Source organism: Streptomyces sp. NPDC093260 (genome assembly GCF_040683715.1).
GTDB classification, from domain to species: Bacteria; Actinomycetota; Actinomycetes; order Streptomycetales; family Streptomycetaceae; genus Streptomyces; species Streptomyces sennicomposti.
Window position 1 is genome coordinate 155,070 of the sequence record NZ_JBFBEK010000014.1, and the last position, 25,458, is coordinate 180,527.

Genomic DNA, 25,458 nt, shown 5'->3' on the forward strand with positions numbered 1-25,458 from the left:
CTCGCCCACCGTGACGGCCCGCGGCGTCACAGATCCCTGCGCATGCACACCCGCGGCCACCGGTCCAGTCCGTGGGCCGCCTCGCGCTGACGGATCTCCCGCAGACCGGGTGTGAGCGCGTCCTCGGACAGCACGCGGAAGCCGCAGCGCGTGTAGTAGGAGGCGTTCCACGGCACGTCGGCGAACGTGGTGAGGGTCAGGGCGGGCGCCTGCCGGCTCCTGGCGTGGCCGGCCAGATGCTCCAGCAGGGCCCTGCCCACCCCGCGCCGCGCGCTGCCGGGGTGCACCGAGACCTGCTCGACATGGAAGTTGCCGTCGACGCGGTCGGCGATCAGATAGGCGACCGGGACGTCGGCCGCGTCGACGGCCACCCAGGCCGCACCGTCCCGCCGGTACCGGGCGAGTTCGTCCAGCGGGAGCGGCTCGTCCTCGGCGATCTCCGGCATGCCGATGTCGTGGTAGCGCCGGCCGGCGGCCCTCTCGATGTCCTGGAGAAGAGGCAGCTCGCTCACACGCGGGGGTCGGATGTCCATGTGCTCATTGTCCGGGACGGGGCGCCGCGGGCGGCGCCCCGTCCCCGCGACCGCCCGCTCAGGCCGCCGAGTACGGCAGGAGCCCGCCGTCGATCCGCTCCCAGGCCGACTTCAGCCCGGCCAGCAGCGCGGGCCGGTCGGCGGCGAGGCCGGCCTGCTCGCGGGCGTCCGCCGCGAGGTCGTACAGGTGGTCCTTGCCGTCGGCGTCCTGGTAGTACTTCCAGTCGCCGCGCCGCAGCGCGCGGTCGCCGCGCACCCGCCAGAACAGATCGCGCTCCGGGACGACCTCCCCGCGCAGCAGATGACCGGCGAGACTGTGCCCGTCCAGCGGGTACGCCGGGTCCGGCCGGGCCCCGCCCAGCTCCAGCAGAGTGGCGGTCCAGTCGGGGGAGTAGACGGGGGTGTGGCTGACCTGGTGACCGTCGACGGCGGCCGGCCAGCGCAGCACCGTCGGCACCCGGATCCCGCCCTCCAGCAGCTCCGACTTGCCGCCGCTCAGCGGCCACTGGTAGGAGAAGCGTTCGCCGCCGTTGTCGCTGGCGAAGACGACGACGGTGTTCTCCTCCTGCCCGGAGACGGCGGTGAGCGCACCGCCGCCCACCAGGCCACCGAAGGCGCGACGGGAAACACCTGATATGTCGGGCATGGGACATCCTTGCTCGGGCGGCCCTCGTGACGGGACGCGGATCAGCGGACGGGACACCGCCGCGCACACCTCACGGCGCGGGGGCCAAGGGGCTGCCTGCGTGCGGGAGATGCGGGGAGGGTGTGCGGAACGGCCCCCGTGAGCGGGGAGTCGGGTCACCAAGAGCACACCGGGCCACTCGGAGGGCCGGCCGGCGGAGGTTCCCCAGGGGGCGAAAAGGCTCTGCGGGCTCAGCGACAGAGGGCGCTGGACTGCCGGCACAGATCGACGTGCCGCCGCTCCACGAGCGCGGTGCACGCACGTCGGTGTTCGGTGGGCAGCCTCATGACCAGGGAGGCTGCCAGCGGGGGACACGCCGCGTCAAGCCACGTCCGCACCGCGGGACATCAGAGCGGAACGCGCCGCCCGGCGCCCGAGCGCAATCCGCTCGTGACCCGCTGACCCCTGGTCACGCTACGCGCGTTGACCATAGGCTCCTCACAGCTTCAACCGCCTCGCAGCCACAGAGGGAGACTCATGACCCACCCGACCAAGCCAAGACGGCGCGCCTACCGGGTCCTCGGGGCCGTCGCTGCTTTGGCCACGGCCGGTGCGCTGACCGCCGCCGCCACCCCCGCGAGCGGATCGTCGGCGGCCCATCGAGGGCACGGCGGGCACAGCGGTCGCACGGTCGACGTCCAACTGCTGTCGTTCAACGACTTCCACGGGAACCTGGAGCCGCCGGCCGGCTCCTCCGGGCAGGTCACCGAGACCGCACCGGACGGCACGACGAAGAAGATCGACGCGGGCGGCGTCGAGTACCTCGCGACTTCGCTGCGCACGGCGCGCAAGGGCCACACGTACAGCGTCACGGCCGCCGCCGGCGACCTGATCGGTGCGAGCCCCCTGCTCTCGGGTCTGTTCCACGACGAGCCGACCGTCGAGGCGATGAACAAGCTCGACCTGGACGTGACGAGCGTCGGCAACCACGAGTTCGACGAGGGCGCGACCGAACTGGCCCGGATGCAGAACGGCGGCTGCCACCCCAAGGACGGCTGTTACGAGCCCGGCCGCACCTTCAAGGGCGCCGACTACCCCTATCTCGCGGCCAACGTGACGGACGAGAAGACCGGCAAGCCGATCCTCAAGCCGTACTGGGTGTGGAAGCACGACGGCGTGAAGATCGGCTTCATCGGCGTGACGCTGGAGGGCACGCCGGACATCGTCACCGCCGAGGGCGTCAAGGGACTGAAGTTCCGGGACGAGGTCGAGACCGTCAACACGTACGCGGACATCCTCGACAAGCAGGGCGTGAAGTCGATCGTCGCGCTCATCCACGAGGGCGGCGTGCCCGCCTCCGCCTCGTACGACTACGACTGCGACTCCCCGGGCGCCGGCGACGGCATCTCCGGGCCGATCGTCGACATCGCGAAGCACATCACGCCCAAGGTGGACGCCCTGGTCACCGGCCACACGCACCAGGCGTACGTGTGCACCGTCCCCGATCCGTCGGGCCGGCCGCGCATGGTCACCTCCGCGTCCTCCTACGGCAAGCTGTACACCGACACCACGCTGACCTACGACCGCCGGACCGGCGACATCGTCCGCACCAGCGTGAAGTCCGCGAACCACGTGGTCAGCCGCACCCAGCCGAAGGCCGCCGACATGACGGCGCTGATCTCCCGCTGGAACGCGCTGGCCGCCCCGGTGGCCAACCGGCCCGTCGGCTACATCTCCGGCGACATCAACGGGCGCGGCGCTACCACTCCCGAGTCCCCGCTCGGCGACCTCATCGCGGACGCCCAGCTCGCGCACGCCAAGTCCCTGGACTCCAAGGCCGTGCTGGCGCTGATGAACCCCGGCGGCATCCGCTCCGACCTGGTCCACAAGGCGAGCGGCGGTGAGGGGGACGGCGTCGTGACGTACGGCGAGGCGTTCACGGTCCAGCCCTTCAGCAACACGGTGAACCTGGTGGACCTCACCGGAGCGCAGTTGATCACCGCGCTCCAGCAGCAGGTCAGCGGCCCGAACGAGGCTTCGCCGAAGATCCTCCAGATATCCGCGGGTCTGACGTACAGGCTGGACCTCACCAAGTCGGGCGCGGCCCGCGTGGTCACCGACTCCGTCCGGCTGGACGGGGCGGCGATCGACCCGGCCGCCACCTACCGCGTCGCGATGAACTCCTTCCTCGCGGGCGGCGGCGACGGCTTCACCGAGCTGGGCAAGGGGAAGAACCCGCTGGTCGGCGCGGACGACCTGAAGGCGTTCAACGACTACCTGACGGCCAACTCGTCGGCGACCAGTCCGATCGCGCCCCCGGCGGCCGACCGGATCACAGTCGTGAAGTAGGCGCGTGTGCGCGGAAGCGAGCGCGTGAGCGAGTGAGTGAGGCACGGGCGCCCCGCGGCGTCCGTGCCTCCTCCCCGTCTACGGGAAGAACCGGCCCGCGCTCGGATGGTCCTGCCCGCCGTCCACGGAGCGGGTGAGCGCGTCCGGGTCGGTGACGTCCCCCCGGACGCCGGGCAGTCCCGACTCCCTCAGCCGCCCCGGGTCCCGTCCGCAGACGGTGACCACCGCCCCCTCGTCCCGGAGCGTCCGGCCGATGGCCAGCCCGATGCCGCTGCTGCCCCCGGTGATGAGAGCCGTCTTCCCGGCGAGTCCCAGATCCACCCCGGCAGCGTGCCAGCGGACGCCGCCGTGATCAACCGCTCGACGACGACCGGGGCGACGGGCGCTCCCGCGTGTCGGGTTCCGGCGCGGGACCGCGGTCCCAGGCGGCGCGGGACCGACAGGCCTCGCCGCCCCGCCCCCGCGCCGTGCGGGTCACGCGGTGGGCCGGGGGCCTGCCGCGCGGCGGAGTCGGTTGGCGATGGCCAGTCCCAGCCCCTTCTCCTCCGGCAGCGAGGCGACGATCAGGTCGCAGTCCCGCTGGTCGAGTTCGCGCAGGTACCCGTACAGACCTCGCGCGTAGGCGGCCAGGGAGTCCGGGACCCGCACCACGGCGTGCGCCGGCACCGCGTCCTCGGTCAGGCCGGGCGGAAGGAGGACGCCCACCCGATGCCCCGGCTCCCGGGCCCGCTCCGCCTCGTGGACGACCTTCTCCGGTTCGACGAGGACGACCCGCGCGCGCGGCGCGTAGTGGGAGGGGTGCTGGCCCGGCACCCGGACGGTGCTGGTCGAGGGGACCGCGAGCGGGTGTCCCAGCGCCGCTTCGAGGTCCTCGCGCGTCACCCCGCCGGGCCGCAGGATGCTCGGCGTGTCGCCTGTGACGTCGACGATGGTCGACTCGACGCCGACCTCGCAGGAGCCGCCGTCCAGCACGAAGTCGACGGCGTCGCCCAGCTCCGCGCGGACGTCGTCCGCGGTGGTGGGGCTGACCGCGCCGAAGCGGTTGGCGGAGGGTGCGGTGACGCCGCCTCCGAAGGCCGCCAGGAGCGCGAGGGCCACAGGGTGGTCCGGTACGCGCACGGCCACCGTCTCCAGACCGCCGGTCGCCTCCAGAGGCACCCGGCGGCCGCGCCGCAGGACCAGCGTGAGCGGGCCCGGCCAGAAGCGCTCGGCCAGCAGCCGCGCCGTGGCCGGCACCTCCTCGACCCAGTCGTCCAGCTGCTCGGCGCCGCCGAGGTGGACGATCAGCGGGTGGGAGGGCGGACGCCCCTTGACCTGGAAGATGCGCGAGACGGCCGCGGGGTCCTCGGCGTTGGCCCCCAGGCCGTAGACGGTCTCGGTGGGGAGGGCCACGAGCCCGCCGGCGCGCAGCACACCGGCCGCCTTGACGATGTCGGTCTCGATGTCAGTGGTTCTTGCCGTCACTCTCGCCATCCTAGGCGCAGGCCGGGACCCGGCGGCGGCCCCGGTCGGTCCCGCCCCCCGGGTGCTGCCCGCGCCGGCCGCCGGAACCGGGGCCGTACCCGGGGGCGCCGCGGCGAAGACGACCTCAGGCGTCGCCCATCACCAGTCCCTCGATGGTGTGTTTCTGTGTGATGGGCCGCAGCTCGTCCACCACCGGGCAGTCCAGGTGCCGGCGCACGCGCTGCGGCAGCGACTCCCAGAAGGCCCGGGTGACCGCGGTGTCGTGCCGGTCGCCGTTGTTCGCCTCCGGTCCGTCGACGCCGAGGACCAGGACGGGCCGGGACCTCGCGGACTCGTTGCGCGTGCCGCGGTGGACGGTCAGGGCGGTGCGGCAGGAGATGTCGCCGCGCCGCGGGTACTTGCGCACGGCCAGCTCCTCGTACCGGCCGTAGTGCGACTTCGGCGGGAACATGCCGTGCCCGAACTCCGGACTGTCGTCCCACTGGGTGCCCGGCGCGATCTCGAAGGGTCCCATGTCCTCCTCGGTGTCCACGCCGGTGACGTTGAAGGCGAGCGAGGTCAGCCGGCGCTCGCGCCGGGTCTCCTCGGGCATCGGGAAGTCGCGGTGCCAGGGCTGGTCGACGGCGCCGGCCAGCGGGACGTCGAAGCCCAGTTCCACGATGCGGTAGTCCGGGCCGAGGACCGCGGCGCACAGCGACCGTACCCAGGGGTGGTCGACCAGCTCGACGAAGCCCCGGAGCTGCTCGGGGTGGATCTCCACGTAGTAGCGGTTCGGCCCGCGCCCCACGGCGCCGTCCGGGCGGGCCAGCGCCTCGGCGAACGCCTTTTCGATGTCCTCGCGGACCAGGTCGGCCCATTCGGGGGTGAACGCGCCCTTACGGGCGGTGATGCCGTCGCTGTACAGGGCCGCCACGTCGGCCGACACGTCGACGGTCGTCGGGTCGGTGGCGGTGCCGGGATGGGCGTGCGGGGTCATGTGCGCCTCCTTGCGCTGTGGGGCGGGATGGCTCCGGCTCATGGTCGCAGCGATGCATGCAACGTTGCAACACCTGTCACCGCCCCTTTCCCGCGGTCTTTGTCCCGCTGCCGCCGACCGTGCCAGGATGGCGGCCGTGAGCAGTCGTCTGAAGGACGTCGCGGCCCTGGCCGGGGTGTCGATCCGCACCGTCTCCAACGTCGTCAGCGGCACCGGGCCGGTCGCCGCGGAGACCCGGGCCCGCGTCCAGGCCGCGCTGGACGAGCTGGGCTACCGGCCCAACCTGGCCGCCCGCAACCTGCGCGCCGGCCGCACCGGCCTGATCGGCCTCGTCATTCCCGAGCTGCACTCGCCCTACTTCGGGGAACTGGCCGGACTGATCGTCGAGGCGGCTCGGCAGCGTTCCTGGACGGTGGCCATCGACCAGACGTACGGCGACGGCGAGGCGGAGCGCCGGCTGCTGGAAGGCACCGGAGGCCGGGTGGTCGACGGGCTCGTCATCAGTCCGTGGTCGCTGCGCCCGGAGGAGCTGACCGCCCGCGCCCGCGACCTGCCGCTGGTCCTCCTCGGCGAGCAGCCCGCGCCGGGGCTCGCGGACCGGGTGGCGGTCGACAGCGTCCTCGCGGCCGACGAGGCGACGACCCATCTGCTGCGGACCGGACGCCGGCGCATCGCGGCGATCGGCCTGCAACCCCATCTGCACAACGGGACGGCCCACCAGCGGCTGGAAGGCTACCTGCGGGCAGTGCGGCGCGCCGGACTGGAGCCGGAGGAGGCGCTGCGGCGGCCGGTGCGGTCCCTGCACCGCCGGGACGGGGCCGAGGCCATGACCGCGCTGCTCGACTCCGGCGCGCGGCCCGACGCCGTCTTCGCCTTCAGCGACGAACTCGCGCTCGGCGCGCTCCACGTGGCGCGCGAACGAGGGCTGCGCGTCCCCGAGGACCTGGCCCTCGTCGGGTTCGACGGCATCGAGGACGGCCGCTACGCCCACCCGCCGCTGACCACGGTGGTGCCCGACAAGAAGCAGATCGCCGAACGCGCCCTGCAGTGCCTGGCGGACCGCATCCACAGCCCCGCGTCCCAGGTGCCGCCCCAGGACGTGGTGGTGCCCCACCGGCTGGAGATCCGGGGGAGCACCTGCCCGGCCCGGGACGTGTGACGACACGGGGCGGTCGTCCCGCCCGGAACCTGGGCCACGGCCTGACGGACGGCCGCCGACCCGCGCCCCGACGTCCCGTCGCGCTGCTCCGCAACGGGTTTGCCGTGCTTCAAGCGCCTTTGTGTCGAACCGCGTTGCACGGGGTGCGTGCGACGGTCACAGAGTGGTTGAGACCTCTTGTCGGCGTGTTCGCCGAGTACCTAGCCTCCGTGGTGTTGTGCAGGGCAAAACCTTCATTGCATATGCTGCAACACCTTGACCGGAGGATCGCTCATGAAGCTCTCCGCAAGACACCCGGGCCGACGACTGGCCCTGATGCTGGCCGCGGCCGTCGTCACCGCCACCGCCTGCGCTCCGCAGACGTCCGACAACTCCTCCGCCGGCAAGGACGAGAGGACCGGCACGCTGCGTGTGTGGCTGTTTCAGGAGGTCGACAACAAACCCAAGGAACAGGTGGTCGACCAGGTCCTCGCCGGCTTCCGCGCAGCTCACGAAGGCGTGCGGGTCACCGTCGAGTACATCCCCGTGGAGACCCGCGCCCAGCGGATCAAGGCCGCCTTCAACGACCCGAAGAGCGCCCCCGACGTCGTCGAGTACGGCAACACCGACACCGCCGGCTATGTCGAGGACGGCGGACTCGCCGACGTGACCGCCGAGTTCACCGCCTGGGACGAGGCCAAGGACACCGACCCCACCGCCCGCACCTCGGTCACCGTGGCCGGCAAGATCTACGGCGCCCCCTACTTCGTCGGCGTCCGCGCCCTGTACTACCGCACCGACCTCTTCCGGAAACTGCACCTCGCACCGCCGAGGACCATGACCGAACTCGCCGCCGCCGCACGGAAGATCCGCGCCGCCGAACCCGGCCTCTACGGCCTCGCCGTCGGCGGCGCCTACACCTACGGCGCCATGCCGTTCATCTGGGCCGGCGGCGGCGCACTCGCCACCGCCGAGGGCGGCTCCTACACCGCCGCGATCGACACCCCCGCCGCCCGCAAGGGCATCGAGGCGTACACGTCCCTGTTCGGCGACGACAACTGCCCCGCCGCGAAGTGCGCCGGGATGACCGGAAACGACACCGTCACCGCCTTCGCCGCCGGCAAGGCCGCCATGGCCATCGGAGGCGACTTCAGCCACCAGGCGGTGGAGGCCGGCCAGGTCAGGGGCAAGTACGCGGTCGTGCCGCTGCCCGGCGTCACACCCGGCTCGGTCGCACCGGCCTTCGCCGGCGGCAACAACATCGGCGTCCTCAGGAGCACCGCGCACCGCACCCTCGCCGTCGACCTGATGAAACGGCTCACCTCGAAGAAGAGCCAGGGCGAGATGTTCGACGCGATGGGCTTCCTGCCGACCTTCACCGACGTGCGCGCCGAGACCGCCGCGAAGGAGCCGTTCGAGAAGCCCTTCGTCGACACCCTCGCGGCCGGCACCCGGTTCGTGCCGGCCACCCCCGCGTGGGCCCAGATCGACTCCGCGCAGGTGCTGCCGACCATGTTCCAGGAGATCGTCAGCGGCAAGAAGGACGTCACGGCGGCCGCCCGCGACGCGGCGAAGAAGATGAACGACGCGTTCGGCGCCGTCGGATGACCGCGACGCCCACGACCCCGCGCGGCGCGGTGCGCGAGCGGCCGCGAGCCGTCCGCGGCCGGCCGCGCTCGTCCCCCCTCGCCTCCGGGCGCACCGCCGCCCCCTGGCTGTATCTCGCCCCCGCTCTCGTCGTCCTCGGCGCCCTGCTCGTCTACCCCGTCTGCCAACTCGGCCTGATCTCCCTCCTGAAGTACACCCAGGCCCAGGTCAGCGGTGGCCGGCCGACCACCTTCCAGGGCCTCGGCAACTACGCCGAACTGTTCGGGGACGACCAGTTCTGGCACGTCCTGCTGGCCACCGTCGTGTTCGCCACCGCCTGCGTGCTCGGTACGCTCGCCGTCGGCTGCGCCCTCGCCGTCCTGCTCACCCGGGTGCGCGCCGTGCCCCGCCTCGCGCTGATGCTCGCCGCCCTCGGCGCCTGGGCCACCCCCGCGGTCACCGGCTCCACGGTCTGGCTGCTGCTGTTCGACGCCGACTTCGGGCCCGTCAACCGGGTCCTCGGACTCGGCGACCACTCCTGGACGTACGGACGCTACAGCGCCTTCCTCCTCGTCCTGCTCGAAGTGGTCTGGTGCTCCTTCCCGTTCGTCATGGTCACCGTCTACGCCGGCATCCGCGCCGTACCCGGTCAGGTGCTGGAGGCCGCCGCGCTGGACGGCGCCTCCCAGTGGCGGACCTGGCGCTCGGTGCTCGCCCCGATGCTGCGGCCCATCCTGGTCGTCGTCACCGTCCAGTCGGTCATCTGGGACTTCAAGGTCTTCACCCAGATCTACGTCATGACCAACGGCGGCGGTATCGCGGGGCAGAACCTCGTCCTCAACGTCTACGCCTACCAGAAGGCGTTCGCGTCCTCGCAGTACGGCCTCGGCTCCGCGATCGGCGTCGTGATGCTGCTGATCCTGCTCGCCGTGACACTCGTCTACCTGCGGCTGCTGCGCCGCCGAGGGGAGGAGCTGTGAGCCCCGCACGCCTCCGGGTGCGCCGGCCGGGGCGGCTCGCGGCCGAGGCGTCGGCGCTGCTGGTCGCGGCCGTGGTCGCCTTCCCGCTGTACTGGATGGTGCTGAGCGCCTTCAGACCCGCCGGGGAGATCGAGTCGGCCGAGCCGCGGCCCTGGACGACCTCCCCCTCGCTGGACTCGTTCCGACGGGTCTTCGGGCAGCAGGAGTTCGGGCGCTACTTCCTCAACAGCCTCGTCGTCGCGGGCGCCGTGGTGATCGTCTCCGGGCTGATCGCGTTCCTGGCGGCGACCGCCGTCACCCGGTTCCGCTTCCGGTTCCGCACCACCTTGCTGATCATGTTCCTGGTGGCCCAGATGGTGCCCGTGGAGGCGCTCACCATCCCGCTGTTCTTCCTGATGCGGGACTTCGGCCAGCTGAACACCCTCGGTTCGCTGATCCTGCCGCACATCGCCTTCTCACTGCCGTTCGCGATCTGGATGCTGCGGGGCTTCGTCAAGGCCGTACCGGAGGCCCTGGAGGAGGCCGCCGCCCTCGACGGGGCGAGCCGGTCCCGTTTCCTGTGGCGGATCCTGTTCCCCCTGGTCTTCCCGGGACTCGTGGCGACCAGCGTGTTCTCCTTCATCTCGGCCTGGAACGACTTCCTGTTCGCGAAGTCGTTCATCATCAGCGACACCTCCCAGTCCACGCTGCCGATGGCGCTGCTGGTCTTCTACAAGCCGGACGATCCCGACTGGGGCGGGGTGATGGCCGCGTCCACCGTGATGACGGTCCCGGTGCTGGTCTTCTTCGTGCTCGTACAACGGCGACTCGTCTCCGGCCTCGGGGGAGCGGTGAAGGACTGACGCGAACTCAGGGCGTTCGTTCCCGGTCTGTGTTCCGGCACGGCTTCCGGCGCGGCGCGTCGGCCGCGACCGCCGTGCCGGGGCCGGCGCCCCGACGGGAGGCTGCGCGGCGTGCGCCGGCAAAGTGGCGCGGAACCCGGCGAGTTCGTCCCCGTCCGGCCACAGACCCGCGATGTGCGGGCGGGCGGGCCGGTAGGACTTCTTCTCGTCCGGAAGGCCGGGGGAAGGGCGCACCTGACGGTGGTACTCCCAGCCCGCGTCGAGACCCTTCTCGAGTGCGTGCCGCGCCTGATCCGCTCCGGCAGCGTGAAGCAGGCCTCGGCGGCGGCACGGCGTCACTTTCGGCACAGGCCGTCCCGTGGCCGAGTCCGGCCTCGGCGTTCGGGACGTGCGGGCCGGGGTGCGGCGCAGCCCAGCTCCCGAGGGCCTTCCGCCGGGCCCGGGTGTGCCGCGCCATGACGGGGATTCTCCTCGCCCGGTGTTACGGGCCGCAACGCCTGGTGTCACCCGCATGAACGGCGCCGAGGGCGCGCCCGGCAGCGCTGCGGGTACGCGCGCTGACGGCCCGGGGCGCGCCGCGACGGTGCCCCGTGCGCGCCCTGTTGGGACGGTCGCCCCCCCAACGCCGCTGGCCTACCGCGTTATTACGGCGTAATGGCGCACGGCTTCCGTCCGCGGGCGTCAGGGGCTTGCCCAGCCGCCGGCCCGGTTCGGGACCGGGGGCCGCGCGCCCGGGGCCCCACCGAGCGAGGGGCCGGGCGCCGCGGCGGCACTGCCCGTGGCGGCGTACAGCCCCAGCGCCCGTGCCCGGTCCCGACCGTGGAAGACGTCCTGGAGAGCGCCGATGACCCGGGCGTTGACCAGCCCCGCCCCGGCCCCGGACCAGCCGTGCGGCGATCACCAGATCCGGGCGTGCGGCGGTGGCGGCGACGGCGCCGAAGAGCACGAAGGCCGACAGCCGGCGACGAAGGGACCTCGACGCCCGTGGGCGTCACCGAGGCTGCCGCCCGGCACCAGCACGAGACCGAGGGCCGGCGAGTGACCGGCGACCGTCCACTGCACCTGGGCGGGATCCGCCCTCAGCGACTGACGCAGCGCGGGCACGGCGGACGAGCGCACCGAGATCCTCCTGCGCGGGCCCTCCCCGCGGCTACCGTGGAACGGACAGCGAGGAGCGGACGATGTCCCGAACTGCGGGGTGGGCAAGGGTGAAGGGCGCGAAGCTGTTGACACTGGCCGGTCTGGCGAGCGCGGCCGTGGCCGCGGGAGTGGCGCTGCTGACGAGAAGCGGCGCGCTGAGGAGCCCGTCGGCCGCGGCGGCGGCCGGGAGCAGACAGGACGCGGCCAGGCGGCAGCAGGACGAGGAGGCACGACGCCGGCGTGCGGCACAGCGGAAGGCCGACTACTTCAGGAAGCAGCGTGCGGAAGCGGCCCGCCAGGCCCGCGACGGCAACCACGACTGACGAGTGCGCGCGCGCCGGCCGGCCGGGCCACGCCGCCGGCGAGGCGCCGAGCCCTGTCCGCCGTGCCGAGCCCTATCCGCCGTAGGGGACCCAGGCGCGTTCGCCCGAGTCGTCGGTGCCGTACCAGTAGCGCGGCGTCCCCTCGATGCCGGTGGTGCGGAAGGGGCGGCCGTGGTCGTCGATACGGATCGTCCCGGTACGGCCCTGGCAGGACCAGTCGAGTTCCAGGTACCAGCGGGCGTCGTAGGCCTGTGTCGACGCGTCGACCAGCAGCACCTCCGGATCCTGGGCGGAGACGCGGTACGGGAAGTGCACGGCCGGGAGGGTGCGTCGGCTGTCGGCGCCGTCTTCGGGGCGGGCGATGGGGCGGTCGACATCGAGGTCCACGGTGAAGCGACGGGGCGTCAGCTCGCCGCCGCACCCCTGGTCCATGGCGTACGCGTTCCCGGCCACCGGCTCGCCGCGGCTGACGACGCGGACGCGGAGCGCCTCCAGGACCACGGCCGTCGACGACCGCCCCTGCACCGAGATCCGGACCATCGTCTGCCGCCCGTGCACCGCGCCCTGCGCCGCCGACCAGACCCCGGCGTCCTGCTGCAACGGTGGCGGAGGCACCTGCGCGGGCGGCTTGTCGATGACGTAGTCGTGACCGCAGCCCATGGCCCACACCTGGGAGTCGGCGCTCCATGTGAGGGGCGGGCCGGCGACCGGGCTCTTCCCGGACGGGGCGGGGGCGCCGCGGGTGGAGGGAAGAGTGGAGGGAAGGGCGGGCGTCTTCCGCCGGGAGCCGGCTGGGGCGGAGCCCGGCGGAGGGGAGGCGGAGTCGGCGGCGGACGGCTTCGCCGCACGGTGAGGTGCGTACGGGTCGGTCGTCCCCGGGCCCGTGGAGCGGGCGGCGCCCGCCTGCGACGAACGGCCGTCCGAGAGGGCGGAGGCGATGCCCAGCGTGGCGAGCAGCGCGCAGGCGACGCCCGCCGACGCCAGGACCCGCCGGCGGCGGTACCAGGGGCGGGGAGCGGCGGTCGGGGCGGGCGCCCTCCGGGCGTGACCGTCGCCCTCGGGCCGGTCGGCGGAGCTGCCTCGCCGGGCGGGTGTTCCGTCCGCTGAGCCGTTCTCCTCGGTGCGTGCCCCGTCCCTGTCCGCGTCCGGCGCCGGAATCGCCGCCTCCGCCGCCGACTTCGCCTCCGCCGCCGACTTCGCCTCCGTCCGTGCCGCCGCCTCCGCCGAACCCGCCGTACGCCCCCGCTGCCGGACCGCCACTGCGGACAGCCAGAGCCGGTGCAGTTCGAGCCGTTCCTGCGGTGTCGCCCGGCAGAAGGCCGCGAGCCGTTCCACCGGCGCGAAGTCCTGCGGCACCGCCTCGCCCGCGCAGTACCGGTGCAGCGTGGAGGTGTTCATGTTGAGGCGGCGGGCCAGGGAGCCGTAGCTCCGGTCCGTGCGGTCCTTCAACTGACGCAGCAGCGCCGCGAACTCCTCGACATCGTCTCGAGTCGACACCGTTCCCCCGTCGTCCGCTCGCGTCCCCGTGTCCCAGGCACTCGTATACCTGCACGTCAGATGAGCTGGGATGGTTCCACCCCCGGCAAGAGGCCGCCGGCCGTTGCGCCGGCCGCCGGTGACCGCCGATGCTCGTGGTGTCGCACCGGCCGGGCCCCACCCGGCCGGGCGCAACGGCCGCTTCGTACCGGCCGGCCGGCGCGGGCCGGCCGGCGTCGGGCGGCACCCGACACGCAAGCACCGCGGACCGCATCCGCGACCACAACCGGTTCCATGCGTTCACCGCATTCACCCACGGGGGGACACCCATGCCCAAGTGCACACCAGCAGGCGCGGTCCTCGCGGTCGCCGTCACGGCTCTCACCGTGGCGCTCTCCACACCGGCCACCGCCGCTCCGCGGGCGCCCGGCTTCCTCGACGCCGCGGACCTGCCGGCGCACCCCACCTCGTCCTGGACCGCCGGCAAGGTCACCGCAGGCGTACCGGAGGGGACGGCCCAGGACACCTGTCTGCGGGCGCTGCCCGGCCAAGAGCCCGCCTGGCACCGCGACTTCCGGACCGACCTGGACACGAACGCCCGGCAGATCACCGTGGTCCTGCCCGACGTCCGTTCGGCGCAGCAGCTGACCTCGCGGCTGAACAGGGACTTCGCGTCCTGCCCGGCCCGCATCGAGCGGCAGGACCCGGACACGGAGGCCACCGGCGAGGACTACGGCGAGCTGCCCGTCGAGGAGGGCGCCCATGTCTACGGCGTCCACACCGAGACCTCGTGGGGCGCGAACGACGTCCGCCTGCTGGCGGTCGGCCGGGACGGCCGGACCGTCACGGTCGTGAACTGGGCGCAGCTCGGCGGCTTCGACGGCGCTCCGGTGACGGCCTTCGAGAGGACGACCGTCAGGGCCGTGAACAGGCTCCACTGACGGTGGGCCGAGGGCGGCCCTCCCGCCGACGGGGGTCGGGAGGGCCGCCACCCGGTACCGACGGTCACACCGCAGCGCGTCCTCAGCCCAACCCGGCCCCAGCCCAACCCGGCCACACGACCACCCGCCCGCATGGCGATGCAGCCATATGACCATCCGACCACGGATCACTCGAAACGGGGAACAGACATGAGCAGCAAGACCCGCACCCGCACCGCCCTCGCCGCCGGCGTCCTCGCCGTCGCTCTCGGACTCGGCGCCACCGCCCAGGCCTCCGCCGGTACCCCGCGCAGCGTCAGCGGCAAGCCGTCCGACGACATCACCCGCATCGCCGACTTCTACGGCGCCTACATCGACGCGGTGACCGACGAGGACAGCGGTGGCCTCGGAGAGGCCCTCCGCAGCCACTACCTCACCGCCGGCTTCCAGAAGGAACTGACCGCCTGGGAGGAGAAGAACCACGCCGACGGCGTCCTGCGCGCCCAGAACGTCCCGCTCGCCTGGAAGGTCACCGGCAACGGCAGCACCACCGGCCACACCGAGGCCGTGATCACCCTCACCTGGAGCAGGTCCAGCACGACCGAACTGGTGGTCGACATGGCCCGTGACACCCGGAGGATCTACCGCATCGCCGAGAAGGGCATCGGCGCCAAGTGACGGCCCGGCCGGTTCCTCCCCCGGCTCCGGGCCGGAGGTTCGGTGACGGTCGCGGACCGGTCGGGAGGGCGGGGCCGGGCGCGGCCTGGCCGACGGGACCGTCGTGCCGAGCCGAAGCCCGTGCCACCGCCTGGCGCCGAGTGAGGAACCGGCCCACATGGGCGACGACCGACCGGCCGGCCCGGGCGGCGGCCGGCCGTGTCACCGGCGTCTTCCGGCGTGTGGTGCGCCCGGTCGCCGTCCGCCGGCGCGTGGTCGCTGTCCCCCCGCGGCCGGCGGACCGGGACTGGCCCCGGTCCGCCGGCCGCGCCCGGCTGCGGCACCTGGACCGGCCGATCTCCCTGCCCGACCTGGCCCGACGCGCCGGAGTCAGTGTGCGGACCCTGACCCGCCGCTTCACGGCGGAGACCGGTGTGACCCCGTTCCGGTGGCTGCTCCAGCAACGGCTGCTGCGGGCCCGCGAGCTGCTGGAGACCACCGATCTCACCGTCGACCACGTCGCCCGCCGCAGCGGCCTCGGCTCCGGCGAGTCGCTCCGCCAGCACATGAGCCGTCACCTCGGCATGACCCCGGCCGCCTACCGGGACGCCTTCACCCATCGCCCGAGCGCACAGACCGGCCGGTGAGCGGTCGCGACTCGGGCCGGGCGTGACGCGGGGCGTGCATGACCCGGCCCGGACGTGGGACGTCGTCGCCGGCCGCACCGCCCGCTCGGTCCGGCAGGCGCCACCGGTGCGTCCTTCGCCGTGTTCCTCGGTACGGGCCGGCGCGGGGTGCTCAGGACGTTCTCCTGGGAGCCGATCATCTGGCGTTCACCGGCCAGAGGGTGCGGCGGCGGGCAGTGCCGTCGCCACCGTGCTCGCTCGCCGGTCTCGGCGCCCTCTTCCCGGGGATGACGGCCGCACGAAGGCCCCGAAGGTGAGGGCCGCCCCGTCCGGGCGGCGAGCGGACGGAGCCGGCCGACTCCGCCTCCGGCGGAGCGTCAACCGGGGGTCTTCGAGCTCGCCGGTGTTCCGTCCGGGGCGAACGAGTGGTGGAAGGTGAAGGCGTACGGCGCCGGGCCGGACGCGTGGAGGTGCTCCAGCCGGGAGACCCCCTCCCGCCAGGTGGGTGTCACGCCGTCGGCGACCCACCAGCACACGTGGCTCGGGTGTTCCGTCCGCTCGAACCAGTCGTGACGCCTGTTGAGCGCCACGCGGTGCGGACCGGTGTGGACGGCGCCGAAGGCGGGGCGCAGGTCGCTCCAGACCGAGAGGGTCGCGGCCAGGGCGATGGTCTCCGGGGTGCGGCCCTTGTCGTACCAGGCCGGTACGGCGAACTCACCCCATTCCCCCCAGCCCAGGTCGAAGTGCGTGCCGCCCTCCCCCTCCGCCGGTTCGGCGTGAGCGATGTGTCCCGGATGCCGGCCGATGTGCCCGTAGACGTCCCCGGAGCTGTCGTGGAACTCGCGCACCAGAGGCGCGGGATCGGCGAGGGGCGCCTTGAGGGAACCGAAGGTGTACAGAGCGAGGTGGGGCATACGTCTCTTCTTGGCCGAAAGGAGCCTGACGGGGAATCCCCCGACGGTCTTGAAACCCTCCGCGACTGTGGGTGTCGCCGAATGCGGGCATGACGATAACCGCCTCCGCGGACCCTGTCGAAGTTGCGTTTTCCCTGTACACGTGGCCCCTTGGGTGAGCGGTCGCGGGAATTCGGGGACGACGGTGACGCTCGCACCGGACGCGGTCCGGTGGCGGATGTTCCCGGCGTCCGACACCATCCCGCCGGGCTCGATCCGGTGCGGCGTTCCCCTTTCCAAAAGGGAGTCGGAGATGCCTAATGGTCTCTGTACGGTCATGGGCCGCACGGCGTACGGGGGATTTGTGGAGACGAAGGGGACCTGGGGGCCGCCGTCGATGCCGCCGGTGCCGCCGGAGGGCAAGACGGTCGATCTGCGGGTGAGCAAGCGGCTGCTGTGGTTGGGCGATGCCGCGTACCCGGTGCAGAACATCGTGCGGGTCTACACCGCCGAGTTCAGACCCAAACGCCTGCAGGCGTTCTGCTACTTCGCGATCGGGAGCGTCCTCGCGCTCTGGGTGGCGAACGCACAGCCGGGGGTGCGGGGCGTGAGCCTCGTGGCGGTGGTCGCCCTGTTCGCTTGGTTCCTCAAGGTGCTGACGTCGGCGAGCAAGTACGCGCTGGCCGTCGACACGTCCGGCGCCGCGAGCGCGCTGGTCACCCTGCCGGACCGGGAGGAGCTGCGAGGGCTCGTCGGCGCCATCGTGGAGGCCGTCGAGAATCCGGAGAAGGAACTTCATCTGCGGGTGCAGAGCGTCCAGTTCAACCGCAGCGAGTACCACTACGGTGACAAGGTCAACATGTACGGCGGCCTGGGCAACACGGGAATGCTGAAGAAGTGAGCGGCGTCACCGCCGACTTCGGCCGGCCCAAGGGCCTCCCCGGCATAACGGCCGGTACGGAGTCGGACGCTGAGGTCGTCATGCAACCGGTGGGGCGGTTGGTGCGTTGGCTGGGGGCATTGTTGCCGCGCCGTCTCGGCTCGACACAGAAGCACCGGGCGCTGTCTGGGGCGTAGTGCCGGAGCTACAGCGGCACGACGTTGACAGCCTGTGCGCCCTTGGGGCCGGTCCTGATCTCGAACTGGACTTTCTGGTTCTCCGCGAGTGACCTGAAGCCGTCGTCCACTCGGATCTCACTGTAATGAACGGGGAGTTCCTCGCCGGTCTCATCCGGGATGATGAGACCGAAGCCCTTCGCGTCGTCGAACCACTTCACCGTGCCGGTAGCCATGTCCCCTCCAAGGAAAGCCAGGTGGCTGCTGTGGCCGGGAGGCCAAACAGCGTGACGTCAGTGCCCGTCACCGTGTGCCGCTGAAACATCTTCCTCCGCGCGCGGCGGCGGTTCCAGCCAAGCTCCGCTGTACTGACCGCGAGATCGGCATCACCAACTAGTACCAATACCGGGGGGCGTGGAGATTGGCCAGGCCTTGGGCGACGGTCTGAATGTTGCGGATCTGGTGGTCAGCGTAATGCCGAAGACCTTGGCGCAGCTCGGCCGGACGCGGGTTGATCAGGCCGTTGGTGACGAACACCGCCCGGCCCTGGTGCAGCAGCCAGACTTCGTAAAATTCCACGTCGAGCCGCACATCTGGGCCGAAGCCGAGGTTCGCGATGCCTTCGACCGCGAGCGCGTCCGGGCCCTCGACGAAGCATGACAAGCTCCTGAGCTGCGGAGGGCCGACCTGCCGCCAGCGCTGCCGGAGGCTGTCCGTGATCACCTGGCCGCCGCGCATGGTGCCGGCCACGGAGGCGTGCACGGCGTCGGGGGCGTAGAGACTCGTGAGCGTCGCGGCGTCCTGCATGCTGATGGCGTCCCAGAGCCGGCGGAAAAACGCCTGACCCGGGGCGGCGGGATCCTGGGCCGGTAACGCGGCGGGCGAGCGTGGGAAGATCGAGCCACCGGCGTGGAAGCGGGCGCGGCCGCCGTCAAGGGCGAAGACGTCGTAGGACGTGGCCTGCGCAAAGCCGGTCGACCGCGTGGACTCCGCGACGAACGAAGTGCCGAGATCGATGAAATTCTCGACTCCTGTCGTGGTGACAGCGCCTGCGATGCCGAAGAACTCCGCGAAGCCGGCCGCGATCGCTTCCGCACCGAGCAGCGTGCGGCCGGTGCCCACCGACAACTGCACCGCGTCGGGATGGTAGAGCTCACCCAACGCGGCCGTGTCCTGGGCGGCCAGCGCCGCGCACCACCGGTGATGGAATGCCTGTGCAGACGTCAGCTGCATCGTCCACCCTCGCCGCTACGCAGGAAAACCGTCACCCCACTCTACAAGTCGCTCACGGGGTGCCGACCGTGAACCAGCCATGCCGGCCCGGTCGGTCTCGTCCTGGTCTGCGTCGGCGTGAAGAACTTCGAGGCGGACGCTTGGTCTGGCTGGCGCACAACTGAGGCCGGCCTCAGCGGGAAAACCGTGGTGCTCGCCGGCCAGGACAAGCCCGTGTCCTTCGAGACCGACGAAATCCTCCCCCGGTTGGATGCATGTGGAGTCAAGTACGGCGATCTCACCCTACGGTCGAAGAGGAACCGGTACGTCGAGGACTCTTCACCTCGGAGGTGAGATGCAGCGGATGCCCGGCAGGGGTCGCCCGGGAGGAAGAACAACAGGTCAGCGATGGTCGCTCGTACCCTGATCGCCCATCAGTACCTCCCCCGTGGAAGCGCGACGCCCGGGTGTCGGCTCGCCCGGCGGGGTGGCCGTGCCGCGGCTGTTCCAGCGGATCAGCAGGGTGGCGGATGTGAGGGACAGCGCGGTGAGCGTCGCGAGCACCAGGACCTCGGTGGCGTCTCCGTGCCACAGCCGGGCGTTGGTGAGCCAGGCCACCGGCAGGTCGACGAGGAGCAGGCCCAGGCCGGTCGGCCAGTAGCGGCGGCGGAATCTCTCCCGGACGCCCGAGACGATCAGGAGCGCGGGGACGACGAGCATCAGCAGCGTCACCAGGGCCCGGTTCGGACGGGGGTCGAAGCCGGCGTCGCCGGGAATGAACACCGCGACGGCGGTCAGGGCGAGACCCAGCGCGATCCGGCCCTTGCCGGGCCGGCTCTTCCGCACGGACGCGACGAGGATCGCGGGGGCGGCGACCTGCCCCGGTGTCGCGGGAGACGATGGAGCCGGAGCCGGAGCCGGAGCCGCGGCGATGCGACGGGCGAGGGCGTTCACCGCGCTCATGGAACCGTCCAGGCCGTAGACGAACAGCGCGATGCCGTTCTCGGCGGCGTACTCGACCGCGGTGGCGGCGTAGCTGCTGCCGGTGAAGAAGAGCAGGTCCTTGTCCATCGCCCGGCCGCGGGCGCCGAACAGGCGCTGCAACTCGGGCCGCCCCACCGCGGCTCCCTGGTACTTGACCTGCCCGAGCGCCCGGCGCGAACGCACGTCGACTCCGCCGTCGCTGCCGCCCGGCCGGGCCCGGGCGTCCTCGTACCCCCAGTGCCGCATCCAGGCGGCGGCGTTGTGCTCGGCCTCCTGCCAGGACTGGATCTGGCGGCCGGCCGGAGGCTGTGGCGTTCTGACCGCCGAGGTGTTTTCGCTCGTCACAGCCATGGAGTATCGCTGACGTGAGCCCGCCGCGGTCGCGCGGGGCCGGTGCGGGAGTCCGGGGCAGGCCGTCGGTGCCGGCGTGGTGCGTGGGTTCCGCCCGCCGGCCGGTGCCCGCTCCGCCATGCCCGCGCGGCGTACTCTCCAACGTGTTGCGAAGTTACCCGTGCGCCAGCAGGTCGCCGGTTTCCCCCAGCATCTCGATGCCGCCCAGTGCACCGCCCCGGACGCCGCCGCCGAGCCCCCTGCCCCCGCCGTCCCCACAGTCCACGCCGAACTGCCGTCGGGCAGAAGCGAAGACCAACGAGCCGCACCCCCGCCCCGCCGTGTCGGTGGTGGGGGCCGGCGACGGCGAGACGATCGTGCTGGGCACCACGCGCATGCGCGTCCTGGAGGACGGCAGCCACACCGGACACCGCCTCGCGATCGCCGAATCCGTCCTCGCCCCGCATACCCAGGGACCGCCGCAACACCGCCACGCCCGGCACGACGAGGGCTTCTACATCCTCTCCGGCACGGTGCGGTTCACCGTCGGGGACGAGGAACACGACGCCACCACCGGAACACTCGTCATGGTCCCGCCCGGCACCCCGCACACCTTCGCCAACCTGACCGACCGACCCGCCGTCATGCTCAGCACCTTCACCCCCGACCTGTACGTGCAGTACTTCCGGGACCTCCAGGAGGTGCTCGCCGCCGGCCGGACGCTCACGCCGCAGGCCGGCATCGACGCGATGAGCCGCTACGCGACCGAGCCCGCCACCGACCTCCCCTGAACGGAAACCATGAACATCGCCTACTGGATCGTCGCGGGACCGCTCACGCTCTTCTACTTCTACGCGGGCACGCTGAAGACGATCCGCAGTCGCGATCGGCTCCGGCCGATGATGGCCTGGGTCGACCACATGCCCCTGCCCGCCCTCAGGGCGCTGGGGGCGGTGGGGACACTCGGCGCGACCGGTCTGGTCCTGCCGCCGCTGACCGGCATCGCTCCCTCGTCGGCACCGGCCGCGGCCATCGGCTTCGTCCTCCAGCAGGCCGCCGCGATCGCCGTCCATCTGAGGGGCGGGGACCGCCGCATCACGCTCAACGCCGTGCTCGTCGTCGCCGCGGCCGTGACCATCCGGCCGGCCGTCCGGCTGTGACCGGGCACAGCCCTGGACCGGTGGACGCGACGTACCGGACCGGCCGAGTCCTCCCCGGCACCGCAACGGGGCGCGATGCGTTCGAGGGTGAAGCGCTGTGCTCCGGTTCCCACCACCTCACCGGCGAGGGAACCTCGGGGACGCGACCGGTTCGCCGCCGGTGTCCGGTCGGCTGACGGCCGTTCTCACCGGGGTCCACGGGATCGACTCCGAGAACGCCCACCCGGCCCTCGACAGTCCCGGCGCCTGACCCTGCGCCGGACATGCGTCCTGCCCGCGCCGTTCGAGCGCAGTGCGACGGCGACGAGGACACCCCCTCCGGCCTGAGCCGAAGGGGGTGTCGACAGGACGAGGCGGGCTGCACGCCGGGTCCTGGCCGTGCGTCATGGCCCGACCGTCACGGCGGAGGTGCCCGACCACCCGGCCGTCAGGGCCGGCGTGACCGGTCACCGCGGCGTCCGCGCGCCGTCACCCTGCGCCGGTCCGACGGTGCGCCGGCCGGTCCGCGCGCCGGGTCACGCGTACTGGATGCCCCACAGGTTGTTGTTCCGCTTGACCGGGGCGATGTTGCCGGACTTCTTCCAGAGCTTCACCTTCTTGCAGCCGCCGCCGAACTTCGGCTCCATGCGGTACTTGGTGACGCTGAAGCCCTTGGCCTCGTGGTACATCATCAGGCGGCCCCGGCTCTTGCCCTGCTGCTTCTTGACCGTGGCGGCGTACGTCCAGGTGTCCGACTTCGACCAGGTCTTGCCGACGGAGACGCTGAACGAGGCCGACGCCTTGGCGAAGATGGCGCCCGCCTCGGTGCCGACCGTGGCGGTGCCGGTGGCCGTCCACGAGCCGGTCTTGTTCTTCGCGTAGCTGATCGTCACACCCGGCTTCGCCCAGTCGCTGTGCACGTTGGTCGCGCGCCAGACGGTCTTCTTGTCGCCGATCGAGTAGATCGGCGACGAGTCGCACGCGGCACCGGCTGCGGCGGGTGTGGCGGAGACCGCCACCGCCCCGGCGCTCAGCAGAGCGGTGGAGAGCGCAACGCTCATGACACGCTTCACGTATATCCCCCGAATCCAATGGGTTGTCAGGAACATCTTCATTCTGTTGGCCGGATCCTGTGCCTGGTAAGGGATTTGAGTGACTGTTGAGGTTCAGTCGGTGAAGTGGGACAACGCCTTCCCCTTGTGTGCGCCGCTGTTCTCCTCGCCGCCGTCGGGGGGCTCGCCAGGAGCCGCGGCGCCCCGGACGGCCGGGGGGACCGCCCCGCTGTGTAGGCTGGCCACCAGGCAGGACGCCGACCCCAGGAGCAGGTATGGATGTGATCGTGGTCGGTCTGGGGGCGATGGGCAGTGCCACGGCGCACCAACTCGCCCGGCGCGGGGTCGACGTGCTCGGCATCGACCGCCACAGCCCACCGCACACCTTCGGTTCCAGCCACGGCGAGACGCGGATCACCCGTCGGCTGACCCTGGAGGGCGCCGAGTACGCGCCGCTGGCGGTCCGCTCCCACGAATGGTGGCGGCGTGTCGAGGCGGACAGCGGTGCGTCGGTGCTCACCGCATGCGGTGTGCTGACCCTGGCCGACCAGGCCGCCGGCCCGGAGGTGTTCGCCGTCCACGAGCGTGCGGCAGCCGCCCACGGCATCGACTACGAGCTGCTGGACGCCGCCGCGCTGCGGGAGCGGTATCCGCAGTTCCGCGTGGCGGACACCCGGGTGGGTCTGCTGGAACCCGGCGGCGGCTTCGTCCGTCCCGAGGCGGCGATCAGCGCCCAACTGGACCTGGCGGAGCGGTACGGTGCGCGGCTGCACCGCGGGGAGCGGGTCCTGGGGGTCGAGGCCTCGGCGTCGGCCGTCACCGTCCGGACCGACGCGGCCACGTACACGGCCGACCAGGTCGTGCTGTGCGCGGGAGGCTGGCTGGCGGGCCTGCTGGACGATCCCCGCCTGGCCCGGCTCTTCGGTGTCTACCGCCAGGTCCTGCACTGGTTCGGGATCGAGGGTGCCGGGCAGGACTTCTCCCCCGGGTCCTTCCCCGCGTTCATCTGGAACGGGGTGGGCCGGGCGGACGACTACTTCTACGGCTTCCCCTCCGTCGACGGCGCGACGGTGAAGGTGGCCACCGGACAGCTCGACCACCGCGCCGCCGACCCGGACGCGCTGGACCGGGCCGTCACCGCGGAGGAGGCGGCCGGCTTCCACCGGGCCGTGATCAGCGGCCGGTTGCCGGGTCTGTCCACCCGCGCCGCGCGCTCCGAGGTGTGCATGTACACCGTGACGCCGGACAAGGCGTTCGTCATCGACCGCTTGCCTGGCCGTGAGCGCGTGCTCATCGCCTCCCCTTGCTCCGGCCACGGCTTCAAGCACTCCGCGGCGATCGGTGAGGCGCTCGCCGAACTGGTCACGGACGGCGCCACCACCCTCGACCTCGCACCCTTCGCACTCGGCCGCTTCACTCGGTAGGCCGGCGGGGCCGCTCACAGCGGGCCCGGTCCCGCGGGTTCGCGGCCGAGTCGGTCGATCCCCGTTCGGCGCGAGCGGAGAAAAGGCGGTGAGCGAAGATCGCGCGAGCGGCAGACTGGCCCCATGACCGCACCGGACCCCAAAGCCGACCTCCGCTACTACCTCCAGTCCGCCCGCGACGCCCTGCTGTGGAAGCTCGAAGGGCTCCCGGAGTACGACGTCCGGCGCCCGCTGACCCCGACCGGTACCAACCTCCTCGGCTTGGTGAAGCATGTGACCGGCGTGGAACTCGGCTACCTCGGTGACACCTTCGGACGGCCGTCCGGCGAGCGGCTGCCCTGGCTCGAAGACGGCGCCGAACCGAACGGTGACATGTGGGCCACCGCCGACGAGTCACGCGCGTACATCGTGGAGTTCTACCGACGGGCGTGGGCGCACGCGGACGCGACGATCGACGCACTGGCGCTGGACACCGTCGGCAGGGTGCCCTGGTGGCCCGACGACAGGGACGAGGTGACGTTGCACCACGCCGTGACACGCGTGATCGCGGACACGCACCGGCATGCCGGGCACGCCGACATCCTCCGGGAACTCGTGGACGGGGCCGTCGGGGTGAACAAGGGCAACGACGGCATGGCGCCGGGCGACGCGGCGTGGTGGGAGAAGCATCGCAGCCGACTGGAGGGCGTGGCTCGGGAAGCCGGCCGGGACGTGTGACTCCGGGCCGCCACAGCGCCGCCGCCGACTCCGCGGCGGGGCAGGAGCGCGGGCCGCGGTCGACGGAGTGCCCGATCAAGGTTCCTGCCTGAGTCGGCCACCGCTCCCACGACCGCGCCTGGTCCCACGGCCGTGCCCGGCAGGGCGGGATGGCTGGGCACGGCTCAAGTGGCGCAGGTGGGCACGCTGTTCGCCCGCTTCTGCCCCGAATCCCACGCACAGCCGGGCCGGGAGGGCGTCCACCGCGGGCCGGGGCCTTCGCCCACGAGGGAGCCGGAGGCGACGACACCGCCGGTGCAGGCCCCCCGGCGGCGGCCGCCGACGCATGGTCGGCGCAGGGGTGCGGACACCTCCGTACGAGGCCCCGTTCGGCACCGGGGTACCCGGGCCCTGCCCGCCACCGCCCCGCACCGCCCGGCGGAGGCGGCGGTGGACGCGTGCTTGCCGGCGTACGCCGCCTGATCCCTCACGGCCTGCGCCCGGCAGGCTTTCCCGGCGAGTTCCCAGCGGCACCCAAGGACGGACGTCACCGGTCGCGGAACCGGGCCCCCGCTTCGCTTCCGCGACCGACGCGACCGGACCCGGCTGTCAGTGGCGGCTGTCAGGCTGGACGGATGGACCGTGATGACGAGCAACTGCTACGCCGCCGGGTCTACGGCGCCGACCACGACCGGCCAGGCCCGCGACCCGACCGGCGCTACGCCGAACTGGTCGGCGGGCCGCTGGACGGCCTGCTCCTCGACATCACCGGCTGGACGCGGGACGAGACCGACACCAGCGTCGCTCTCCGGACCGAGCTGGGACGGTACGGCGCCGGCGGCCGGGCCCTGTACGCCCCGCGCCCCGGCACCCCTGACCGCTGGGACTGGACTGGTGACGCCCCCTGACGGCCCCGACCGCCTCGCCTCCGCGGAGTGCCGATGGGCCGCGGCGGGGCGGGGCACCCGCGACGGGCTCGGCCTGGTCCTCGCCGGGCGGGCGCGACAGGCCCGGAAAGGGGGCACGCCTTCGCCGC

The 25,458-nt window shown here is 72.5% G+C and carries 26 protein-coding genes and 1 pseudogene; 15 read left to right on the forward strand and 12 right to left on the reverse strand.

From position 1 onward, the window contains the following. Nucleotides 1-26: 26 nt before the first annotated feature. The 3 genes and pseudogenes from AB0N63_RS19865 to AB0N63_RS19875 all read right to left on the reverse strand — a co-directional run bounded on the left by AB0N63_RS19865 (nt 27) and on the right by AB0N63_RS19875 (nt 1,505). Nucleotides 27-533 (reverse strand): GNAT family N-acetyltransferase, encoded by a 507-nt coding sequence (locus AB0N63_RS19865; protein ID WP_365530288.1) that lies wholly within the window; start codon nt 531-533, stop codon nt 27-29. Between the two features lie 58 nt (nt 534-591). After that, nucleotides 592-1,119: pseudogene (locus AB0N63_RS19870) on the reverse strand (sulfatase-like hydrolase/transferase); the annotation flags it as partial. A 290-nt stretch (nt 1,120-1,409) separates the two neighbouring features. Next, on the reverse strand, nt 1,410-1,505 hold the full coding sequence (locus AB0N63_RS19875; protein ID WP_365530289.1) for a putative leader peptide: 96 nt from the start codon (nt 1,503-1,505) through the stop codon (nt 1,410-1,412). A 190-nt stretch (nt 1,506-1,695) separates the two neighbouring features. Here AB0N63_RS19875 and AB0N63_RS19880 point away from each other — a divergent pair, with 190 nt between their 5' ends. After that, on the forward strand, nt 1,696-3,507 hold the full coding sequence (locus AB0N63_RS19880; RefSeq protein WP_365530290.1) for a bifunctional metallophosphatase/5'-nucleotidase: 1,812 nt from the start codon (nt 1,696-1,698) through the stop codon (nt 3,505-3,507). Between the two features lie 78 nt (nt 3,508-3,585). Here the strand turns inward: AB0N63_RS19880 and AB0N63_RS19885 are convergent, their stop codons facing one another. The 3 genes from AB0N63_RS19885 to AB0N63_RS19895 all read right to left on the reverse strand — a co-directional run bounded on the left by AB0N63_RS19885 (nt 3,586) and on the right by AB0N63_RS19895 (nt 5,947). Then, nucleotides 3,586-3,828 (reverse strand): SDR family NAD(P)-dependent oxidoreductase, encoded by a 243-nt coding sequence (locus tag AB0N63_RS19885; protein ID WP_365530291.1) that lies wholly within the window; start codon nt 3,826-3,828, stop codon nt 3,586-3,588. Between the two features lie 153 nt (nt 3,829-3,981). After that, a complete protein-coding gene (locus AB0N63_RS19890) occupies nt 3,982-4,980 on the reverse strand; it encodes an L-threonylcarbamoyladenylate synthase (RefSeq protein ID WP_365530292.1) in 999 nt (332 codons plus the stop codon). A 115-nt stretch (nt 4,981-5,095) separates the two neighbouring features. Beyond that, entirely contained in the window at nt 5,096-5,947 is an 852-nt protein-coding gene (locus tag AB0N63_RS19895; protein WP_365530293.1) for a phytanoyl-CoA dioxygenase family protein, read from the reverse strand. A 136-nt stretch (nt 5,948-6,083) separates the two neighbouring features. Here AB0N63_RS19895 and AB0N63_RS19900 point away from each other — a divergent pair, with 136 nt between their 5' ends. The 5 genes from AB0N63_RS19900 to AB0N63_RS19920 all read left to right on the forward strand — a co-directional run bounded on the left by AB0N63_RS19900 (nt 6,084) and on the right by AB0N63_RS19920 (nt 11,957). Then, nucleotides 6,084-7,106: a LacI family DNA-binding transcriptional regulator gene (locus tag AB0N63_RS19900; RefSeq protein ID WP_365530294.1), complete on the forward strand. Its 1,023-nt coding sequence runs from the start codon at nt 6,084-6,086 to the stop codon at nt 7,104-7,106. Nucleotides 7,107-7,379: 273 nt separating this feature from the next. Beyond that, nucleotides 7,380-8,693 (forward strand): extracellular solute-binding protein, encoded by a 1,314-nt coding sequence (locus AB0N63_RS19905; RefSeq protein WP_365530295.1) that lies wholly within the window; start codon nt 7,380-7,382, stop codon nt 8,691-8,693. Beyond that, complete coding sequence (locus AB0N63_RS19910; protein ID WP_365530296.1) at nt 8,690-9,652, forward strand: sugar ABC transporter permease; 963 nt, start codon at nt 8,690-8,692, stop codon at nt 9,650-9,652. The genes AB0N63_RS19905 and AB0N63_RS19910 overlap by 4 nt, the downstream gene beginning before the upstream one ends. Further along, a complete protein-coding gene (locus tag AB0N63_RS19915; protein ID WP_365530297.1) occupies nt 9,649-10,494 on the forward strand; it encodes a carbohydrate ABC transporter permease in 846 nt (281 codons plus the stop codon). The genes AB0N63_RS19910 and AB0N63_RS19915 overlap by 4 nt, the downstream gene beginning before the upstream one ends. Before the next feature lie 1,181 nt (nt 10,495-11,675). Next, nucleotides 11,676-11,957, forward strand: a complete 282-nt coding sequence (locus AB0N63_RS19920; protein ID WP_365530298.1) for a hypothetical protein — start codon at nt 11,676-11,678, stop codon at nt 11,955-11,957. 72 nt (nt 11,958-12,029) lie between these two features. On the opposite strand, the gene AB0N63_RS19925 is transcribed toward AB0N63_RS19920, so the two are convergent. Further along, a complete protein-coding gene (locus AB0N63_RS19925; RefSeq protein ID WP_365530299.1) occupies nt 12,030-13,454 on the reverse strand; it encodes a helix-turn-helix domain-containing protein in 1,425 nt (474 codons plus the stop codon). 308 nt (nt 13,455-13,762) lie between these two features. On the opposite strand from AB0N63_RS19925, the gene AB0N63_RS19930 reads away from it, so the two are divergent. The 3 genes from AB0N63_RS19930 to AB0N63_RS19940 all read left to right on the forward strand — a co-directional run bounded on the left by AB0N63_RS19930 (nt 13,763) and on the right by AB0N63_RS19940 (nt 15,657). Continuing rightward, nucleotides 13,763-14,374 carry a hypothetical protein gene (locus AB0N63_RS19930; RefSeq protein ID WP_365530300.1) on the forward strand — a complete coding sequence of 204 codons (612 nt, stop codon included), beginning with the start codon at nt 13,763-13,765 and terminating at the stop codon, nt 14,372-14,374. 189 nt (nt 14,375-14,563) lie between these two features. Continuing rightward, nucleotides 14,564-15,031, forward strand: coding sequence for a hypothetical protein (locus AB0N63_RS19935; RefSeq protein ID WP_365530301.1), 468 nt, complete (start codon nt 14,564-14,566; stop codon nt 15,029-15,031). A 251-nt stretch (nt 15,032-15,282) separates the two neighbouring features. After that, nucleotides 15,283-15,657: a helix-turn-helix domain-containing protein gene (locus AB0N63_RS19940; protein WP_365530302.1), complete on the forward strand. Its 375-nt coding sequence runs from the start codon at nt 15,283-15,285 to the stop codon at nt 15,655-15,657. 356 nt (nt 15,658-16,013) lie between these two features. Here the strand turns inward: AB0N63_RS19940 and AB0N63_RS19945 are convergent, their stop codons facing one another. Beyond that, complete coding sequence (locus tag AB0N63_RS19945; protein WP_365530303.1) at nt 16,014-16,550, reverse strand: DUF3291 domain-containing protein; 537 nt, start codon at nt 16,548-16,550, stop codon at nt 16,014-16,016. A 292-nt stretch (nt 16,551-16,842) separates the two neighbouring features. On the opposite strand from AB0N63_RS19945, the gene AB0N63_RS19950 reads away from it, so the two are divergent. Beyond that, the gene (locus AB0N63_RS19950) at nt 16,843-17,430 is read left to right on the forward strand and encodes a DUF6232 family protein (RefSeq protein WP_365530304.1); all 588 of its coding nucleotides are present in this window, start codon (nt 16,843-16,845) and stop codon (nt 17,428-17,430) included. Nucleotides 17,431-17,614: 184 nt separating this feature from the next. Here AB0N63_RS19950 and AB0N63_RS19955 read toward each other — a convergent pair whose 3' ends face one another. The 3 genes from AB0N63_RS19955 to AB0N63_RS19965 all read right to left on the reverse strand — a co-directional run bounded on the left by AB0N63_RS19955 (nt 17,615) and on the right by AB0N63_RS19965 (nt 20,132). Then, a complete protein-coding gene (locus AB0N63_RS19955; protein WP_365530305.1) occupies nt 17,615-17,821 on the reverse strand; it encodes a cold-shock protein in 207 nt (68 codons plus the stop codon). 157 nt (nt 17,822-17,978) lie between these two features. Next, nucleotides 17,979-18,818: a nuclear transport factor 2 family protein gene (locus AB0N63_RS19960; RefSeq protein ID WP_365530306.1), complete on the reverse strand. Its 840-nt coding sequence runs from the start codon at nt 18,816-18,818 to the stop codon at nt 17,979-17,981. 381 nt (nt 18,819-19,199) lie between these two features. After that, nucleotides 19,200-20,132 carry a restriction endonuclease gene (locus AB0N63_RS19965; protein ID WP_365530307.1) on the reverse strand — a complete coding sequence of 311 codons (933 nt, stop codon included), beginning with the start codon at nt 20,130-20,132 and terminating at the stop codon, nt 19,200-19,202. Between the two features lie 326 nt (nt 20,133-20,458). Between AB0N63_RS19965 and AB0N63_RS19970 the strand changes: the two genes are divergently transcribed. Beyond that, nucleotides 20,459-20,902 carry a cupin domain-containing protein gene (locus AB0N63_RS19970; protein ID WP_365530354.1) on the forward strand — a complete coding sequence of 148 codons (444 nt, stop codon included), beginning with the start codon at nt 20,459-20,461 and terminating at the stop codon, nt 20,900-20,902. A 9-nt stretch (nt 20,903-20,911) separates the two neighbouring features. Further along, nucleotides 20,912-21,271: a DoxX family protein gene (locus AB0N63_RS19975; RefSeq protein ID WP_365530308.1), complete on the forward strand. Its 360-nt coding sequence runs from the start codon at nt 20,912-20,914 to the stop codon at nt 21,269-21,271. A 515-nt stretch (nt 21,272-21,786) separates the two neighbouring features. Here the strand turns inward: AB0N63_RS19975 and AB0N63_RS19980 are convergent. After that, nucleotides 21,787-22,311, reverse strand: coding sequence for a hypothetical protein (locus tag AB0N63_RS19980; RefSeq protein WP_365530309.1), 525 nt, complete (start codon nt 22,309-22,311; stop codon nt 21,787-21,789). Between the two features lie 266 nt (nt 22,312-22,577). Here AB0N63_RS19980 and solA point away from each other — a divergent pair, with 266 nt between their 5' ends. The 3 genes from solA to AB0N63_RS19995 all read left to right on the forward strand — a co-directional run bounded on the left by solA (nt 22,578) and on the right by AB0N63_RS19995 (nt 25,330). Continuing rightward, nucleotides 22,578-23,726: an N-methyl-L-tryptophan oxidase gene (solA, locus tag AB0N63_RS19985; RefSeq protein WP_365530310.1), complete on the forward strand. Its 1,149-nt coding sequence runs from the start codon at nt 22,578-22,580 to the stop codon at nt 23,724-23,726. A 123-nt stretch (nt 23,727-23,849) separates the two neighbouring features. Beyond that, a complete protein-coding gene (locus AB0N63_RS19990) occupies nt 23,850-24,443 on the forward strand; it encodes a DinB family protein (protein ID WP_365530311.1) in 594 nt (197 codons plus the stop codon). Nucleotides 24,444-25,057: 614 nt separating this feature from the next. Further along, nucleotides 25,058-25,330 carry a hypothetical protein gene (locus AB0N63_RS19995; protein ID WP_365530312.1) on the forward strand — a complete coding sequence of 91 codons (273 nt, stop codon included), beginning with the start codon at nt 25,058-25,060 and terminating at the stop codon, nt 25,328-25,330. The last annotated feature ends 128 nt before the right edge of the window (nt 25,331-25,458 follow it).

Bases quoted from the DNA above. Each gene is read 5' to 3' on its own strand.
- AB0N63_RS19865 (WP_365530288.1), bottom strand. From the start codon at position 533: ATGGACATCCGACCCCCGCGTGTGAGCGAGCTGCCTCTTCTCCAGGAC.
- AB0N63_RS19875 (WP_365530289.1), bottom strand. From the start codon at position 1,505: ATGAGGCTGCCCACCGAACACCGACGTGCGTGCACCGCGCTCGTGGAG.
- AB0N63_RS19880 (WP_365530290.1), top strand. From the start codon at position 1,696: ATGACCCACCCGACCAAGCCAAGACGGCGCGCCTACCGGGTCCTCGGG.
- AB0N63_RS19890 (WP_365530292.1), bottom strand. From the start codon at position 4,980: ATGGCGAGAGTGACGGCAAGAACCACTGACATCGAGACCGACATCGTC.
- AB0N63_RS19895 (WP_365530293.1), bottom strand. From the start codon at position 5,947: ATGACCCCGCACGCCCATCCCGGCACCGCCACCGACCCGACGACCGTC.
- AB0N63_RS19905 (WP_365530295.1), top strand. From the start codon at position 7,380: ATGAAGCTCTCCGCAAGACACCCGGGCCGACGACTGGCCCTGATGCTG.
- AB0N63_RS19910 (WP_365530296.1), top strand. From the start codon at position 8,690: ATGACCGCGACGCCCACGACCCCGCGCGGCGCGGTGCGCGAGCGGCCG.
- AB0N63_RS19920 (WP_365530298.1), top strand. From the start codon at position 11,676: ATGTCCCGAACTGCGGGGTGGGCAAGGGTGAAGGGCGCGAAGCTGTTG.
- AB0N63_RS19930 (WP_365530300.1), top strand. From the start codon at position 13,763: ATGCCCAAGTGCACACCAGCAGGCGCGGTCCTCGCGGTCGCCGTCACG.
- AB0N63_RS19935 (WP_365530301.1), top strand. From the start codon at position 14,564: ATGAGCAGCAAGACCCGCACCCGCACCGCCCTCGCCGCCGGCGTCCTC.
- AB0N63_RS19945 (WP_365530303.1), bottom strand. From the start codon at position 16,550: ATGCCCCACCTCGCTCTGTACACCTTCGGTTCCCTCAAGGCGCCCCTC.
- AB0N63_RS19950 (WP_365530304.1), top strand. From the start codon at position 16,843: ATGCCTAATGGTCTCTGTACGGTCATGGGCCGCACGGCGTACGGGGGA.
- AB0N63_RS19955 (WP_365530305.1), bottom strand. From the start codon at position 17,821: ATGGCTACCGGCACGGTGAAGTGGTTCGACGACGCGAAGGGCTTCGGT.
- AB0N63_RS19960 (WP_365530306.1), bottom strand. From the start codon at position 18,818: ATGCAGCTGACGTCTGCACAGGCATTCCATCACCGGTGGTGCGCGGCG.
- AB0N63_RS19965 (WP_365530307.1), bottom strand. From the start codon at position 20,132: ATGGCTGTGACGAGCGAAAACACCTCGGCGGTCAGAACGCCACAGCCT.
- AB0N63_RS19975 (WP_365530308.1), top strand. From the start codon at position 20,912: ATGAACATCGCCTACTGGATCGTCGCGGGACCGCTCACGCTCTTCTAC.
- AB0N63_RS19980 (WP_365530309.1), bottom strand. From the start codon at position 22,311: ATGAGCGTTGCGCTCTCCACCGCTCTGCTGAGCGCCGGGGCGGTGGCG.
- solA (WP_365530310.1), top strand. From the start codon at position 22,578: ATGGATGTGATCGTGGTCGGTCTGGGGGCGATGGGCAGTGCCACGGCG.
- AB0N63_RS19990 (WP_365530311.1), top strand. From the start codon at position 23,850: ATGACCGCACCGGACCCCAAAGCCGACCTCCGCTACTACCTCCAGTCC.
- AB0N63_RS19995 (WP_365530312.1), top strand. From the start codon at position 25,058: ATGGACCGTGATGACGAGCAACTGCTACGCCGCCGGGTCTACGGCGCC.